Source organism: Pedobacter sp. KBW06 (assembly GCF_003852525.1).
In the GTDB taxonomy this organism is placed as follows: domain Bacteria; phylum Bacteroidota; class Bacteroidia; order Sphingobacteriales; family Sphingobacteriaceae; genus Pedobacter.
This window is the reverse complement of the sequence record NZ_QAJL01000004.1, coordinates 599,657-617,087: the sequence shown is the minus strand read 5'-3', so window position 1 is coordinate 617,087 and position 17,431 is coordinate 599,657. Positions and strand designations below refer to the sequence as shown.

Here is a 17,431-nt window from a genome sequence, read left to right as displayed (position 1 = left end):
GTTATGGAGCCATTACAAGCATCGTTATTTAACGAAGATTTGTTTCAATTGATCGATCATTTGTCCGCTTCCGGATAAGCTGATCGTATTGATCTTTTCGGCAATCTTCTCTACATATTCCATTTCTTTCAGTTTATATAACATGGCGTTGTCTTCCATCAGTTTTGCTGTATTTAACAAGCTTCTGGTAGAGGCCGTTTCTTCTCTTCTCGTGATCAGGTTGGCCTGTGCTCTTTTTTCAGCAATCAGCACCTGGTTCATGATTTCTTTGATATCACCTGGTAATACAATGTCCTTCAAGCCACAGTTGATCAGTTCAACACCCAGAAGCGCTGCGTTCGCTGCGGAACTGGTTAATACATGCTGAGCGATCTTTTCCTTGCTTTCCATCAATTCATCAAAGGTTAGCCTTCCGATGAATTCTCTCAGGGCCAGCTGGATCAATACGTAAAGTTGTTTCTCAAATTCTTTGTTTTCCAACAAAGCTTTGATGGCATCTGATACCTTGTATTGAACACTGAAGTTGATTCTCAACTGTGCTTTATCCCTGGTTAAAATCTCCTGTCCGGCGATTTCCATGTTGAGTTGTCTCAGGTCAGTTTTTAATACCTGGATCAGCGTGCTGTTGTTCCACCAGATGTAGTTACCTACGTCCAATACGCGTTCAAACTTTCCGTCAACCATCATTAAAGCCGCTTCGTAACTCTCAATTCTGAATGATCTGACATAAGGCTGCATCAACGACTTTAATAAAGTGCTTTTATCAATGTCCTCCGTGATCTCATATTTATTCAGGTCTGCATTCAGGAACGTATACTTGTTTAATCCGATCCAAAATGCATATCTTCCTGCGGTCAGCACCTGCTTGAAGTTTCCGTTTTGGTATACTAAAACCAAAGTATTGTCTTTAACTTCCACCAGGTGTACCAGGTTGGCAAAATCTTTATTTTGTAACAGGACATCCAGCTCGGTAGAAGCGATAAAAGTTTTAGACTGATCGTAAACTTCTATGGTTTCTCCAAATCCTAACCAGTAGTTTCCTGCGATTAATATTCTTTTAAATTCTCTGTTTTTGTAAACCAACCCCACAGAGTTGGTGTTAATGGTTACTCTTTTCATCTATTTTAAATTTTGGTTGGTTTAATATTTATTTATTTATTTATTCCTGACATGAGGAAGAATGGTGCGCTCTTTGACCATTCTTCCGGCAGCTTTTTCTCTTCTTTTTTAACAGGCATTTTTGAAAAACATTCATCCAAAGGGTACGGAAGTTCCGTTTGGCAGGAATATTTTGATCTTTAACTATGCGCTACACGATTCGAACCGTCTTTTTCAGATGCGGTTCGCAAGGTCTGGCATATTTGACAATCAACATTCTTCTTTACCGCTGCGGACTTTCAAAGTCTCTTTTAGATTGCTTTATTTCTGATCTCCTGATGATCAGGTTTTAAGCGGAATGTTTTTCTCCAATGCTTAATGAGGAGGATTTGTGAAGTTCCTCTTCTTCTAACTGGATTCTAAGTCCATTGCATTACCGTTTTGCTATTCCAATTTTGGTCGGAAGCAGGATTCGAACCTGCAATTTGTATTACTCTACCCCTGAGCTATCCCGGAAAACCGGGAGTGGGATTCGAACCCACGACACATACACAGATATTGACAACCTAACCCTCTTTGATCGCCAGGATATGAAAGCTAATTGCTCCATACTTTGGGGCTATACAGAAACCCGCAACTGCGGACGTCATTGAGGTAGTATCGCCATTCCCTTCCGGGAATATTTTTAAGCACTTACGTACTGATATGATTCAAAGAACTTGTCGTTGTAATCGACATTACAAAGATGCATGGGGTAGAACGCAGCACAATTGCGCAGTTATTTTTATTTCAATGCTTTGTTTTATCTTGTTGAAATTCAGTATTATAATTTTGTCTTACACTCAAAATGAAGCTGCGGTACGTTAAAATGCGCAGCTCTATTGCGTAGTCGATTGCTTTTCTTACTTTTATAAAAACGAAATTTCAGATGTCAATCAATAAACTTGCCCTCATACGTTACAAAACCATTGATGAATGTTTAAAAAACAGGTTTAGAAAATGGAGCCTGGACGACCTGATAGAAAAGGTGGCTGCAGTACTATTCGAATACGAAGGAATCAGTTCGGGAGTAAGCAAGCGTACCGTTCAGTCTGATATCCAAACTATGAGGAGCGATAAGCTGGGTTATAAAGCACCTATCGTTGTTACAGACCGGAAGTATTATGCTTACAGCGATCCTAACTACAGCATTACAAAGGCACCGATCAATAACAACGACATTGAAAAGATGAAGGAGATCGTTGGAGTGCTGAAGCAATTTAACGGTTTTAGTTATTTTGATGAGATGAGCGATATGATCGCTAAGCTGGAAAATAACCTGTATAAATCTACCAATCAAAGCAGGAATTGTATCCAGTTCGAAAGCAACAAACAGTTGCGTGGCCTGAAGTTCATCACTCCTTTGTATAGTGCCATTCTGAATAAGGTACCCTTACTGATCGAATACAAATCCTTTAAGGCGTTAAAGGCGCAGCAGATGATTTATTTTCCTTATCTGTTAAAAGAATACCGGAACCGATGGTTCCTGATTGTAAAACCAAAGAAGGGCAGGATCCTGATTACACTGGCGCTTGACCGGATCCTGGAATTTCAGGAATTGACAAAAGAGCCTTTTATAGAATATACAGGCGTTGATTTTGACCGTTATTTCGAGGATTTGCTGGGAGTGACCAAATCAGAAAAAGACAGGCCACATAAAGTAATTCTAAAGATAAATAAAAAGAATGCACCTTATGTGCTGACTAAGCCGCTGCATCATAGTCAGGTCTTGCTCAAAGAAGATCATGAGGGGATTGTCATCAGGATCGATGTGGTGTTGAACTTCGAGCTGGAGCGGGAGATATTGGGTTTTGGGGAATGTATGAAAGTCCTGGGACCAAGGAATCTGGCTTCCAGAATCAGCAAGAGACTGGAAGATTCTGCAAAGCAGTATAACACAGCGATATAGCTATTTTAATTCTGTTCATTATGGTTTAGGTTATTTTTATTAGTTAATAAATATTTTTTATGTCTTATTAATTATTTCTTGGTAAAATTTATACCATTTGTAAAATATAGGGTATATTCCGTTTAGGATAATTGTTGAACGATAACGCCTGATCTTCAACATAAATAACTAAGCCAAATATTAACCTTCTTGCCTAATGGAAAACAAACTGATTACAGAGATCAATATTGAGGATAAACAGATTTCTCATTTTGCCTCTTTTACTTTGGAACAGCAATTCAATACGCACCACTACTTCGAGTTAAAGTTCAATCACGACGAGAATGGTGCGCCGGGAATGGTGACCCTGGAAAAAAGCCGAGACTTTATCGGTAAAAGCCTTTCTGCCTCTTTCGGTTATGCTATCGATAAACTACAAACTTTTACGGGGATCGTAACTAAGGTTGAACTTGCTCAGACCCACGGTTATCACGGGATTTTAGTGGTTAGTGGATATAGTCCGGGAATCCTGATAGACCGGGGACCTGATTTAGGATCTTACCTTGGAAAAAACCTAAACGCGATAGTGACCCTCGCAACGAAAGATACGCCTGCAAATGATTTGAAGATTGTTGTCAATGCCGCCCGAAAATCTCCAATTGATTATGTGATCCAATACAGAGAGAGTGATTTTGAATTTCTGAACCGCCTGTCTGCCGAATATCACGAATGGTTTTTTTATGATGGAGAAAATCTCAATTTTGGAAAACCTGATGAGCAGGAAGAAATATCGCTCTTTTATGGACGCAACCTTCATACTTTACAGTATGCAATGGAAGTCGCTCCCATAAAGAACAACAGGTTTGCCTATAACCCCCGCAAAAATGAGATGTTGCAGAGTGAAAGTAAAGGCGCTGCAGATCAGGGCTCTGATGATTTAATTCATGCAGTGAATGCTTCTAATGCAGTCTATAGCAAGACCTTTAACCAACCTAGTTTAATCCGGGTAGACAGCAATTCAGAGTTAAAAGATCATGTGGAAAACGAAGAAAAGGCTAGTATCAGCAATTTATTACGCATTTCAGCAGCTGGAGATAATCCGGAAGTTGGGATTGGTAAAATTGCCGAAATTACCATGAGTATACGTGAAGTGCTGGATTTCGTTACGGATAGTCTTGGCAAGTTCTTAATCACACGTGTTGTCCATACTATTGACGGCACAGGACGCTATAAAAACAATTTTGAAGGAGTGGTTTCCACTACCGAACGCCTGCCTGTAAAACATTATGTGAAACCAAGTCCCGATATGCAGCTGGCAGATGTTCAGGATAATGCAGATCCACAGGGACAGGGAAGAGTGAAGGTGAAGTTCAAATGGAAATGCCTGACTAACGATACGACAGAATGGTTGCGTGTGGTCACACCTGATGCAGGAAGTAGTGATGCGGTAAGTAAAAACCGGGGTTTTGTATTTATTCCGGAAAAAGGAGATCAGGTATTGGTGGCTTTTGAAGAAGGAAATGTGGCCAGGCCGATTGTCATAGGAAGCGTATACCATCAGAATAATGCCGATAGTAATCCACAGGTTGATAACCACCTAAAAAGTATTTTCACAAAATCAGGTCACCATATTGAATTTAACGACCAGGATGGAGGAACAAGCCTTACCGTTAAGGATCCTTCAGGGAATACAATTTTACTGGATACCAAAGAAAGCAGTATTCTGATCACCGCTCCGGAAACGATAACGCTAAGGAGTAAAAATATAGTCATGGAGGCCTCTGAAACCATTACGGCTACTGCCGGTACGAATATTACTTATCATGCTAAGGAGGGATTTTTCAAGCAGACCGCTAAAACAGATATTGAGCTTAGGGCTGAAAACATTAGAGAAGTGGCTACCAATGCGTATGAGTCTTATGCGAAGAATGTATCCGTTTCTGCTGATGTAGAATTTAGTGCAACAGCTGGATCAACTGCTGTAGTTAAAAGCCCGCTGACAGAAATAGAAGGAAGTCAGAATAAATTGCAATTGCCTTAATGGTCAGGAATGAATTTCAATCGCTTATAAATAGGAGAACGAGGCAGGGATGCTGGCTTGGCATAAAAATGATCTTTTGCATGGTTTTGTTCTTTTGTTTTATGGCCTGTAGCGGGCAGAGCGGCAAAAGAAAGACAAACAAAATCAGGGACCAGAAAGAACTGCAAAAGCTTTGGACACAAGAAAAACATCGCCTGGAGATTGATTATTGCAAGTTGTACTACAATGGAAAACAGATTATGTTACATGATTCGATTTCTAATTTAAAACGAATAATAGGGGCTAATTATAAAGACAATGATATGGGAGGGTTGTTCTATCAGGATGTACCGGTGTTTGTAATGCTTAGGAAAAGATTTAAAGGAGGGGTTAGCACTGCAGAGGCGGAAGCTACAAACGCGAGCTATACTACTGTTCCTGTTAGCATACAGATTATGATGGGAGGGGGTAAAAAAGAAGCCTCTGAAAAAACAACTACAGGTTCAAATTCATATGCTGGATCAATTCCAAAAGCAAAATACATCAAAATAAATGGAGCTATTATCAGTAGTGATATGATGCCTGATAAAATAAATGAGCTAATGGAAAGCAATCGCAAACCCGTATTTGGTGCCAGAAGAACCTGGGCGTACGCGAAGGTGTATTCTTCTACTGGTAACCCTCGGATGGAGCAATGTCAACCTGATCCACGTTTAAAACAGGAGGATTGGACAGATATTGAAATTAGATACCAAACGAAGCCGGATGATGAAAGTGAGCCTTCTTACATGACGAGCATTACCTATCAATATTCTAATCGTTACGCAGAAATTAAACCTTGAATTTTGATGAAGAGCTATGTCTTATTAGAAGATATGCAGTGTAGAACTAAATAAATGTTGTTTTTCTGGCTTAAGCTTTGAGCATAGGTTACGAAATAAATTAGAAGTAAATAAACGTGTTTGATCGGGATCTTTGATCTTATATAGAATGATGAAATGAAACTAAACCTTAGGAAATAAAAAATGAATCTGCTAAAAATGAAAAATGTCAAGATATTCTCTTTTTGCTTACTCTTCTTTTGCTTTACGGCCTGCAGTGGGCAAAGTAAAAAGGAGGAAAAAGGTAAAAAGGAAGGGATCACTAAAAGACCAGATCAGGCTGAACTTCAAAAGCTTTGGGCAAAAGGGAAACACCGCCTGGAAATTGATTATTGCAAATTGTATTATAATGGGAAGCAGATTCTTTTACATGATTCGATTTCTAATTTAAAACGAATATTAGGATCAAATTATAAGGAACGTAAGGGACGGTTATATTATCAGGATGTGCCAGTTTTCGTATTGGCTGTCAGAAGATATAAAGGAGGAGTCAGTATCGCAGAAGCAGAAGCTACAAATGCGAGCTATACAACTGTTCCTACCACTATACAGATTATGATGGGAGATGTGACGAAAGAAGAGCATGAACAAAAAAAAGACAATCCAGATTCTTATGGATTTTCAATACCTGGTGCGAAGTATGTTCGGATAAATGGAGTCATTATAAGTGATGATATGATGCCAGATGAAATTAATAAATTAATGAGAGAGAACCACAAGCCTGTGTTTAATGCAAGAAGAAGTTGGGCATATGCAAAAGTATATTCTACTGTCGGTAATCCCCGAATGGAAGCTTGCCAGCCAGATCCACGATTGAAGCAGGAAAACTTAACGAATATTGAGATCAAATACCAAAGAGAGCCCGATGGTGAAAGAAAGCCATCATTTATGACAAGTATTGTGTATGAATATACGGATGATCATGCGGAAATAAAACCCTAAATTATGTCTAAAATAGTCGCGATTTTAACAGACCCAACTACGGATGGTTTGATTGTAAAAGTCCCATGTAATTTAGCCACCCTGAATGGTAAGCCAATAGCTACAATGGGTTCTCAAATACTTAAAAATCAAGGGGGCATGGATGCCCCTGCTGAATTTGTACCGGGCATTCGACTGAACAACAAACCACTTACTTTTGTGCAGGCAAAAACAGCTGGGGGCGCAGTCATTCAAAGCACAGGATGTGTTACTGCATGTATTTTGGAACCTAGTGGCGGAAGTAAAAAGAGGCCGGAAGAAGTCGTTGAGGCCGAGGATATAAGCATTGAGAGTGATTATGCTTATAAACAGGTGGAAAGGTTAGCGGAAGAGGTCGCTCAATCAACTTTTAGCATGTTATTAGAAGTCTTTTTTGACAAGGACATTCCTTTGAAAGCATATGAGCAGCTTTATAAGGATTTTAGCGAGAAGAAGAAAGATAAGCTTAATCCTAAATTAAGACTCGTAAATGCCAATGGATTTATTGCTGCATATGTTTGGAAAGATCGGGTCATAGAGATTAATAAGTCGACGGTAATTAAGGCAAAAAAAGGAGATAAAGTAGCAAATTCATATTTATTGCAGGGGCTTCTTGAAGAATATGGTCATTTTTTGGATGATATTCTTCGCAATGAATATTCCAGTCAAAAGGGGGATGCGGTTCATGATGAAGGCCAGGTTTTTGCCTACTACTTTACCAATTTTAATGTTCTTGAAGACAAAGATATTGAATATGCTATAGCCAAGGTGAATGGTGATAGCGGAGCCTTGAAGCTTGATCTCTCTGATTTGAATGAAGAGATTAGTAAGGTAATGGGACGTTTTGAAAAAGACTATAAAAGCAATGAAAGAGAATATTTCAAGGCTGGAAAAGTAAACGCGAAAATGAAGGAGTATGGCCATTTTGATCTGGAAAAACAAGTTTTTTCTCCTGAAGATAAAAGACAAGAAGCTATCCTGAATGAAAAACAGCTTAGTTTCCTGTATCTCGGAAACTATATGCGCGACATGAGTCAATGTATCACGCCTTCAACTGCCATGTACCCTCCCGATATTCTGAGCAAAATAGAAAACTTTAGAGGCCTTAAATTTTTAGATCCTGTAAAACCAAATAGAGAAAGCTGGACATTGATCATTGAGGTGCTGGCTGCCCATCATACAATTCAGGAATTAATTGGCGATATGCCAGAGCCAATGGGAGGACCGGGTCAAGGTTTAACTGATCCCGCTAAGCCTGCAAAAAATCCCATTACCGAAAAACTGGAAAAAATAGCAGTTAGTATGGGGCTGAAGGCGGCCCAATTGGCAGCGGATTATGTTTTATTTGTTAAGAACTTTGGTGGTTTTACCAAAGAAGAATTGGGGGTGTATGCACCTGAGCAGCATATTGATAATCCATTGTATGCCCGGGCCTTTGATGAAATTAATAACGATATTTTTTGCTGCCCCAGCCCAGGACAAAAGCCTGAGGATGTTGATGTTCCTTTGGGAGAGAAGATGGGATTGCAGGGAATTATAAGAAATACTGAAGGAGATCAGGAAACGGATTTTTGCCCGATATCCAATTCTCTGGGAACCGGTAAATATGCTAAGAAAGGAGTCGGTGTTCCCACTGCCCTATCCTATATAGAAAAAGAGCTAAATAAGGGCGTTGCCAAGTATAAATCCGGAACTAGCGAATATGAAAAAAACAGAGGCTTAATTAATATCGGTAATGCTTTCCATGTACTCGAAGATTATTTTGCGCATACAAACTTTGCTGAAATCAGCCTGATTAAGTTAGGGATATCGGTATATCCATGGGTGGAGCCTACAAATTTCAAGCAGAAAGGATATAAGGTCGAAAAAGTTGAAAAACGTCAGGATCTGGGTAATTTTATCAGTGACTTTCCAGCTAAAAAATCTACAGAGGCTGATATTTGGCCTGATGTAGCAGATTTTTTTGAAGGAAAAGGGGAGTTGGTGAGATTAGAACACCTGAGGGTTAGCTATCGGGGGATGTTTGTGTTTAAAAGCACGAGCACTGATCCTGAGTTTAATAAAAAGTATCCGACTCAAAAACGAATCTACAATGCTTATTTCCGTAATACTACGACAATTGGGATTAGAGTCGCTACAGACCTCGGGCTTACGCTGAATGGAGAGGCTTATATTAGTGCTTTGCCAGTCGTTTCAGGTTTCTTTTCCAGTGCGGATACGGTCCATAGTCTGGCTGATGCGGCAAAAAAACTCTTTGAGCAAAAGGAGATCAGTCTTAAGAATTTAATGATGGAGAGCGGGCTTAACGATTATGCCAAGGCGGCATTGACATTAGTGGATATGCTAATCATTGCATGGCTGACAGATATTAAGCTTAATCAGAAAGAAATGGATAAGCAAGGCGCGGAAACAGGTAAAGCAAAAACGGAAATCCTGGAGTACTATAAGACTTTTATAGAAGTTCGAAGCATTGCAATTACGATACTGATTGAGATCAAGAAGAAGAGCCCTTTATTAGGCCTGGTTATTCTGTTTGTCCAAAAAATCATAGATAGTCTTTATAATGCATTGATGAATGTGATAAAGAAAGTAATTGTAAGTTGTTTGGAGGTAATGGAGAAGGGAATAGTCGTTGGTCAAAATATTCAGAGTTATAAGGTTCTGAGTTCAAACCCTTCCCACTCTCAATTGGCTAAAGATGATCCTGGGCACCCCCTTCATAGTTTAGCCGCTGCGCTGGCTATTGAGGCGCTGAGTATGCAAAAGGATAATATGGAGAACTTGATATCTGGAACGGTCACTGCTAATGATTTTATTGCTAAAATGAAAGAAGCCATGGTTCATCCCGGTTTAGGTACCTGGATGGATGCAACAGTCCTTCAATGGGTAAACAGCAACGTCCATAAAATTGAAGACCTCAACAAAGAAGCGGGTTTTAAAAAGCGCACAGAAGATACTGTGGATGCAATTAACCGGGCTATTGACGAGTTTGAAAAAAGAAAGGAACAGGTGATAGAGAGCTATATGGAGTTGAAAGCCGATATCCGGAGATATATTGAAAAATTAAGAAAGTCCATCGAAGATTTGAAAGCAGCGATCGCACGTTTTGAAAAAATGTCAACCAGAAAGCTTAAAAAGCTTCAGGGAGAGATGGAGCAGGCCGTAAGGGACTTTTCAAATCAAATGAACGAATCTGTGGAAGAGCTTGGCAGGCGTTACGACCGTTTTCAGGGTTTTATGAAGGAGAAGACGGAAGAAGTGGATAAAGCAATGGAGGAAGCCTGGGAAGAGTTTCAGAAGCTGTTCTCGGTCAACTCCGATGATCGTTTTCGACAATATATGGCAGGCATACATCAGGAGCACAAATTATCTGAACCTGAAACTAATGAATACGAGCACCGCTTATACGCTTATCTGACAGAAACTAAGGACCCGGTGTATAAACAGGACGGAGAAGCGATTAATGAATATCTGGCACTGATGGATGGATTGGATAAATACAACGAAAAATACATGTTCGAAGATTCAAAAACCATGCTTGCAAGAATTAAAAACAGCGAAAATCAGAATAGTTTTAGCACACTGGCTTAAAAAAAAGACCGTATACAATTTCATGTATACGGTCCAAAGTATTAATCTCTGTTCATCCGGACGATCTTAGGAAAGAACTTTCCATGTACTTCGACCAGGTCCTTCTGGGCGTGCATCACTCTTTCGATGTCTTTATAGGCCGATGGATTCTCCTCAACGCTTCCCCCAATTAAAGTCACACCCGCGGTTGCCAGCATTTTCTTCAAAGCGGACGCAGTCGTGTTGTTCTTCGCTTTTTGCCTGCTCATGGCCCTTCCGGCACCATGTGCGGCAGAATGTAAAGCATTTTCAACCCCTTTGCCCATCACGAGATAAGCTGCGGTAGCCATGCTGCCGGGAATAATCCCCAGTTCTCCCTGGTGGGCAGGAGTGGCACCTTTGCGGTGTACTATGACCTCCTTTCCATCAGCTAACTTGTCTTTCCAGGCGAAGTTGTGGTGGTTTTCCACCTTTGCCAAAGCCTGTAAGCCTAAGGATTTTAAGAGACTGGAATGAATCACATCATGACAAGCCCTTGCGTAATCACCTGCAAGGTTCATACTTAACCAGTATTCCTGACCCGCCTCTGTATTCATATCCAGCCAGGCCAGACTTTTCGCCTCTTTAGGTAACCTGCAGGTATCCATGGCAATTTTGGTATAATGCATCGCTACATTTGCACCTAAACCACGACTTCCTGAATGCGTCAGCAAAGCCATGTACTTCTTTGCCGGTAAGCCTAATGTATTGTTGTCATACAGCTCTATTTCGCCAAATTCTACAAAGTGATTGCCGCTTCCAGAGCTGCCCAGTTGCCTGAAAGCTTTGCCATGAAGTTTCTTGAGTAGTTCTGTTTCTTTAAAAACAGGACTGTCCAGGATGTCGTGTTCTGGCTGGATGTCTAATGAGCCCTCCATTCCAAAATGAGTGAGTTCTTTTAGTGCCACTTTCATCTGGTGACTATAACGTTTAAAAAAACTATCACCTTCATCTATAATGCTCAGTGCCATTCTGCAGCCAATATCTACACCAACAGCATAAGGAATAACCGCATTATCCGTAGCCAGGACCCCTCCAATGGGTAATCCATAACCGCTATGTGCATCCGGCATTAAAGCACCCTGAGTAACAACAGGAAGGGACATCGCCAGCTCCATTTGTTTCTTTGCGCCATGTTCAATCTCCTTGCTGCCATAGGTCTTTAGCATTCCGCTTTCCTGTAACAGCTGATAAGATTGGAAATGAACTTCCTTTATCTTATCCATAAATGTTTCGGCAATTTTGCCCAAATGTTCGTCTTCTACATAATTTTCAGGAGTGTTTTTAATATTTAATAATAATTCTATGATCTGGTTTTTTGAATGATGCTTGAAGTTTTTAGAGATCGTATTGATCACTAAACTTCTTGCTTTATCATTTGTATAACCTATTTTACTTAGTTCTTTTGTTTTTAAAATGCTCATCGCGTTTAATATTGTTCATCATTGGCACATTCCTCCAAAAGGGCGGGTAATGTGCGGTTTTGCATTTGAAATCGATAGCGGGGTTTTACTTCCTCTCCCCAGCCGTAGGGGCAGTATCCGCGGCCGGTTAACTTGTTCATTCTGCGCTTCAAATAATGGTTTGTAATATAATTATCCAGCAGTTGGATTTCCTGTTCCAGGAGCCCGTCTACCATTTTCACTTCAGTGATGATATGCGGCTTTACTTGCAACACATAGCGCCAGGGCTCATTAAACCGGTAAACAAGACATTTTGATTTTCCATCTTTGCTGGTCTTTTCGTATAAATGAAAATGCGCTTTCTCCAGTTCCGTCAGCTTTAGGCTGTGGTGGTTCCAGTGCCATTCCGAAAACTCCTGCAAAAACTGTCTTCTAACCTCAGGTCCCTTGCTTCTTTTGCGGGAGCCTCTTCTTCTCTTCTTTATCTTGAAAGATTTGTCCGGATGGTATTGCACCGTATTGATCTTTTCTAAAAGTGTACTGAAAAAGCCGGCCGAAGGAGATCTTTTGATGTCATCCCTTACCACGAAATAACGTTTCCATCCTTTCTGATATGGATTTTCAAGCGGGACCATGGGTAAATCACGTCTTTCTTGCCAAAGAATCCTTTCCTTTTTAATGATTTGAATTAATTGCTTATCGAAATCTTTTTTTTGTAATCGTTTCTTCCTCCTCGCAGATTTTAATCTGTACTGCAAGACATCGAACGATTGTTCATAATTGTCCATTGGACTGTACTCAAAAAAATATAATAGTAGTTGAATTGAATCAATTCATCCTCAGATGGAGGATATACCCTTATTGAGTTCGCAACGGGACCTTGAAAATATGGCAGACGAAATAGCAATCCCGGCCTAAATAGCCAGACAGCTGATTACACGATACTAAGAAGTAAATGTGATGACGTCCGCCTGGATCAGGCAGCGTTCGAAAGGGGCGATATGTTGAAACGTTCAGTCATGATTCCTTGGTTTTAAAACAATGAATAGTAAGGAATTACTGCAAAGGTATCATTTAATTTAAATAGAAAGCAAATCTTTATAGAAAAACAGATTGAATTACAATTCAATCTGTCTTCTGATGCTTTCTTCCAATGAAATCAGGGTTTCTGTACGCTGAATCCCTTCAACAGCCTGGATTTCCTCATTCAGGACATGTCTTAAATGATTGGTGTCTCTACAGATGATTTTGGCAAACATACTATAGGCACCGGTGGTATAATGGAGTTCTACTACTTCTTTAATTTTACTCAGCTGTGCTACCGCATCTTTGTACTGAATTCCTTTTTCCAGGTAGATCCCTAAGAAGGCGCAGATGTCATAACCTGCTTTTTGCGCATCAATGATCAAATGAGAACCCTTAATAATGCCCATTTCCTGAAGTTTTTTCATCCTTACGTGGATCGTTCCACCCGAAACGATCAGATCTTTAGCGATTTCAGTATAGGGTTTCGTAGCATCCTGCATCAACTGTTTTAAAATGTCAATATCCAGGTTATCAATTTCTAAATTTTGGCTTTCTTTTTTAAGCATGATTTTGATATTTGTTAACGATATTCAAATATAATTATAAATATGGTAAAAATAAAATAATATGATTAAAATATTTGCAACGTATTTGGGTTGTTATTACATTTGTATCAAGCAAGTAACAAAAAAAACGTTCTTTTAACATTTGCTTATACTCTGTAGGGTGGTGAAACTGGCAGACGCACCTCCTTGTCTCGGTGGTGGAGAATATGGAAAACCCGTAAGGGCTAACTACTCCTTGAAGGTTCGACTCCTTCCCCTACAGCAATGAGTTTTTGAGTGATAAGTTATTCAGCTCTAAGTTAAGGTGCATTTAGAAATAAACGACTTAACGCTTAAAACTCAGACGTAGTACTTTCACATAATGTTGGGTGGTGAAATTGGCAGACACACCTCCTTGTCTCGGTGGCGGGGATAAATGGATAAACGTAGTTTATGGGTTGACCACAAATTGATTTTTTGAACTATAGCTAACTACCCCTTGAAGGTTCGACTCCTTCCCCAACAGCCAGTTTTTTTATGAATAATAAGTTAGTTAAAAAAGAGTGACCTTGGATGAGGTCACTCTCTTTTTAACGCCTTTTGCAAAAAAAAACAGAATTTTTTAACCTTTCTGCAACCTAAAACAAAAGCCGCTAATCAATTGATTAGCGGCTTTTAAATGATGTAACGGATAGTAGTTTCCTGGGGCCTGATGAATTAGAATCCGTAACGAAGCCCGATTTGTCCCTGGTAAGGATTGCCACTGGCAACAACAGCCCCCGTTTTAAGATTTGGCGTATAGAGATATTGGTTCTTCACTACATCAAACTTCGGAGATCCCGAATTGTATAAACTTTGAACGCCCATACTCTCATTTACACCCCATTTTTTATTCAGCAAGTTGGCCACATTGAATAAATCTCCTGATAACTCAATATTGTGATTTTTGTAAATCCTGAATTTTTTAGTGATCCTCAAATCAAAAATACCGTAGAACTTGTTGATTCCACCATTTCTTTCAGCCATTTTTCCTTCATACTTCAAGATGTAATCTTTAGTGCTCTGACTGGTTGCAGGATTATCAAGGATGGCCTGCAGGCCTGTACGAACATTTTGAGGAACATCAGGATTATTCCTGTCAAATACAAAAGCCAGGTCATTCGTCGGAACAAAATCACCATTTGTATTAATGCCGGATAACATGCTGTAGCGGGTACCGCCGATTCCTGAATAACGAACACCTACACTAATTCCGTAAAAGGTTGGCAGGGAGCCGTAAAACACGATCTTATGACGGAACTGGTTGTCTGAATAAGACATTCTGCTCAAGTCTCTTGGATCGTCTATAACGGGTAAAGATAAAGTGGCACTGTTGGCCACGTTGCCGTTATAAGAAGTATTGTCGCGCGCATCATTAAGGGTATAGCTAAATGAGATTTCCCCGTCTTTTAAATAACGGTAAGAAGCATCAATCACCATCGCAAACTGGTTTACCTTTCCTTTACTGTTTAACTCCAGTACACGTCCTAATTTATCGCTGATTCTTCCGTTTAGCCAGTTTGGAGTCGCATCTGATGTCATTGGTGGAACATAAACACCACGGTTCCCCTCATTAGCCAATCGGAAATAAGGATCTTTTACCATGTTCCTGTCTGTGTACATATAATTGTGACGCCCTAAAGTCATATATCCGGAGATACCTACTTTTAATCGTTCTGTGATAAAGTGGTTATAGGAGATGTTTGCTTTATAAACGACCGGTACGCGGGCATCAGGAGCGTTGGTGTTGATGGTGATCAATCTGTTCGCCGGATTGGCCAAAAGGTCCATTCCAGGAGCACTGGATGGATTTGCACGATAAGCAGGGAAATTCGGCGTAGGTACATTTGCTCCTGTTACATCGATTGAAGCCAGGTGCTTTCCATCAAATACGGCGTTATTAATCGTCATGTAATTGTTGATGTCTGAACCAAAAATACCTGCTCCCAAACGAATGAAATCTTTGTGATTTTCGTTTACATCCCAGTTAAACTGTACTCTTGGCTGGATTTGAAAAGTAGACAGAGAATGATCCGTACGCATGCCGAGCTCATCAAATACCAGCTGATTGAAAGCAACGGTAGGATAAGAGGTATAGTCACCCCGGATACCCGCAATCATATCCAGTCCGGGAGCAAGTTTTGCCTGTGCCTGTGCATACAATGCCGCACTGAAAATGCCCTGGGTAACACTTGGATCTGCAACGAGTGGAACCTCTCTGGTATAACGGTAGGGTTTTTGATTCTCAAAATTCTGAAGCGCTGTAATGCCTACATTTTTTGTAAACCAAAAACGTCCGTTTAGCTCACTGCCATAAGTTGAGTGGGCACGGGTATACATCAGGTCTGCTCCGAAGGTATATTTTACCTTTTCAGTATTGTAATAGATGTTGTCTACCAACTGAAAGACATTGTTTTCAAATCCTTCCTGAGCAAATCGATGGCCACCAATCTGAACTGTGGTATTTAAATCACCATCTATCACGTTTTCCACTACAGCTCTGGGAATATTAGCAGAAGGAAGCTGATTTCCCGGACTGCTCAACTGGTAAGTATAAAGGTGCTGCGCCTTTAACTCGTTGGTTAAACGCGGACTTATAGAAGTCCTTAAAGTAGCCAGTAAGCTATTGTCTACATTTTTATCATTCCCATAAGACTCATATAGAGGAACCTTGATGTTATCCATTAAACCAAGAGGGTTTCTGTCATTGGTGTAATTGTCTCTGATGGTCAATAAATTCTTTTCATTAATCTGCCAGTCTAAACGTGCAAAACCTGCGTCAGTGCCCCGTTTTTTATTGAAGGAACCGGATTGAGGAGTATTGGCAACACCATAAACACGACGGGCGATTTCCGTAAATTTGTCCAGTGTTGGTTGATTAATCCCCCATCTCGTAATATCTGACTCTGATTGAATATTAACGATATTAAGTGGGCGTGAGTCTTTTTGGTGATCCCATGTCACAAAGAAATGCAGCTTATCTTTAATAATTGGGCCGCCTAAAGAGAATCCGTATTGGTAAGTGGAGAAGTCTGAAGTCCGTTTTTTGCCATCAATTTCATTGGGACTAACCAGCCAGTCTGCACGGCCGTAAGTGAATGCGCTTCCACTTAAGGTATTCGTGCCTGATTTAGTAACTGCACTGATCGTTCCGCCGCCACTGCGGCCTTGCGTAACATCGTATTGATTGGTAACTACTTTAAACTCACGTACAGCCTCTATAGAGATCGAATAAGGCGCGCCGCTGCGGCTTGTAGTTGCTCCTGCCGAAGTAGGGTTCTTTGCAGTCATCCCATCAATAGTGAAATTGGTGGAAGAGCCCAGTTGTCCGGAGATATTTCCTCCTCTTCCGGCTAAAGGAGAAAGGTCTGAAAGGTTGCTGAAATTACGTCCGTTAACGGGAAGCCTGGTGATGTCTCTTGCCGATATGGTCGTGGCTGCCCCTAATGTCTCGGTCTTATTTTTTAATCCGGAACCCACAATCTCGACTACAGAAAGGCTTTCTACCGCATCTGTCATCGCGATATTCAGTTTAACGGCATCTCCCTGATTTAGAGAATACCCGGTTCTTTGCTGTTGTCCAAATCCTACATAACTCGCGGTGATGGTATAGGGTGATCCTAATGGAAGCTCCTTAAAGGTATAACTTCCCTGGGTATTGGTTGTGGTATTGGTCGTGAAACCGGTAGACTCATTCCTTACCTTAACAGATACGCCGGGAATGGGTTTGTTTTGGTTGTCCGTAATGACCCCGGAGATGGAGGCTAGTGTTGTTTGGGCTGCTAATTCGTTTTTAAACAAAGAACAGCAGAAAAATAACAGGACGGTGCACAGTAGATGTCTCATCATTAAATAAGTTTTTAGGTAAATTTTTCGAGACGAAAGTAAAGCTGGGATGTTAGGTGATAACTATGCCTGTATTA

Annotated in this window: 10 protein-coding genes and 3 tRNA genes; 7 read left to right on the top strand and 6 right to left on the bottom strand. The window is 40.4% G+C overall.

The annotated features are described in order from the left end of the window. Positions 1-24 precede the first annotated feature (24 nt). Positions 25-1,119 (bottom strand): slipin family protein, encoded by a 1,095-nt coding sequence (locus DBR43_RS24845; protein WP_124585890.1) that lies wholly within the window; start codon positions 1,117-1,119, stop codon positions 25-27. Positions 1,120-1,554: 435 nt separating this feature from the next. Beyond that, positions 1,555-1,612: transfer RNA gene (locus tag DBR43_RS33045), tRNA-OTHER, on the bottom strand. Positions 1,613-2,026: 414 nt separating this feature from the next. On the opposite strand from DBR43_RS33045, the gene DBR43_RS24840 reads away from it, so the two are divergent. From DBR43_RS24840 to DBR43_RS24820, 5 genes are all read left to right on the top strand, one after another. After that, complete coding sequence (locus tag DBR43_RS24840) at positions 2,027-3,046, top strand: helix-turn-helix transcriptional regulator (RefSeq protein WP_124585889.1); 1,020 nt, start codon at positions 2,027-2,029, stop codon at positions 3,044-3,046. Between the two features lie 196 nt (positions 3,047-3,242). Further along, a complete protein-coding gene (locus DBR43_RS24835; protein WP_124585887.1) occupies positions 3,243-5,066 on the top strand; it encodes a type VI secretion system Vgr family protein in 1,824 nt (607 codons plus the stop codon). 80 nt (positions 5,067-5,146) lie between these two features. Continuing rightward, positions 5,147-5,887 carry a hypothetical protein gene (locus DBR43_RS24830; RefSeq protein ID WP_124585885.1) on the top strand — a complete coding sequence of 247 codons (741 nt, stop codon included), beginning with the start codon at positions 5,147-5,149 and terminating at the stop codon, positions 5,885-5,887. A gap of 183 nt (positions 5,888-6,070) precedes the next feature. Then, positions 6,071-6,868, top strand: coding sequence for a hypothetical protein (locus tag DBR43_RS24825; RefSeq protein ID WP_124585883.1), 798 nt, complete (start codon positions 6,071-6,073; stop codon positions 6,866-6,868). A 3-nt stretch (positions 6,869-6,871) separates the two neighbouring features. Then, positions 6,872-10,477 carry an HET-C-related protein gene (locus DBR43_RS24820; RefSeq protein ID WP_124585881.1) on the top strand — a complete coding sequence of 1,202 codons (3,606 nt, stop codon included), beginning with the start codon at positions 6,872-6,874 and terminating at the stop codon, positions 10,475-10,477. Positions 10,478-10,518: 41 nt separating this feature from the next. Here DBR43_RS24820 and DBR43_RS24815 read toward each other — a convergent pair whose 3' ends face one another. The 3 genes from DBR43_RS24815 to DBR43_RS24805 all read right to left on the bottom strand — a co-directional run bounded on the left by DBR43_RS24815 (position 10,519) and on the right by DBR43_RS24805 (position 13,490). After that, complete coding sequence (locus tag DBR43_RS24815) at positions 10,519-11,919, bottom strand: RtcB family protein (protein WP_124585879.1); 1,401 nt, start codon at positions 11,917-11,919, stop codon at positions 10,519-10,521. Between the two features lie 5 nt (positions 11,920-11,924). Further along, positions 11,925-12,686: a hypothetical protein gene (locus DBR43_RS24810; RefSeq protein ID WP_124585877.1), complete on the bottom strand. Its 762-nt coding sequence runs from the start codon at positions 12,684-12,686 to the stop codon at positions 11,925-11,927. Positions 12,687-13,016: 330 nt separating this feature from the next. Then, a complete protein-coding gene (locus DBR43_RS24805) occupies positions 13,017-13,490 on the bottom strand; it encodes an Lrp/AsnC ligand binding domain-containing protein (protein WP_069378440.1) in 474 nt (157 codons plus the stop codon). Positions 13,491-13,644: 154 nt separating this feature from the next. Between DBR43_RS24805 and DBR43_RS33040 the strand changes: the two genes are divergently transcribed. After that, positions 13,645-13,752 (top strand) — tRNA-Asp (locus DBR43_RS33040). A gap of 100 nt (positions 13,753-13,852) precedes the next feature. Continuing rightward, positions 13,853-13,998, top strand: a tRNA-Asp gene (locus DBR43_RS33035). 188 nt (positions 13,999-14,186) lie between these two features. Here the strand turns inward: DBR43_RS33035 and DBR43_RS24800 are convergent. After that, the gene (locus DBR43_RS24800) at positions 14,187-17,357 is read right to left on the bottom strand and encodes a TonB-dependent receptor (protein ID WP_233603197.1); all 3,171 of its coding nucleotides are present in this window, start codon (positions 17,355-17,357) and stop codon (positions 14,187-14,189) included. Between the last annotated feature and the right edge of the window lie 74 nt (positions 17,358-17,431).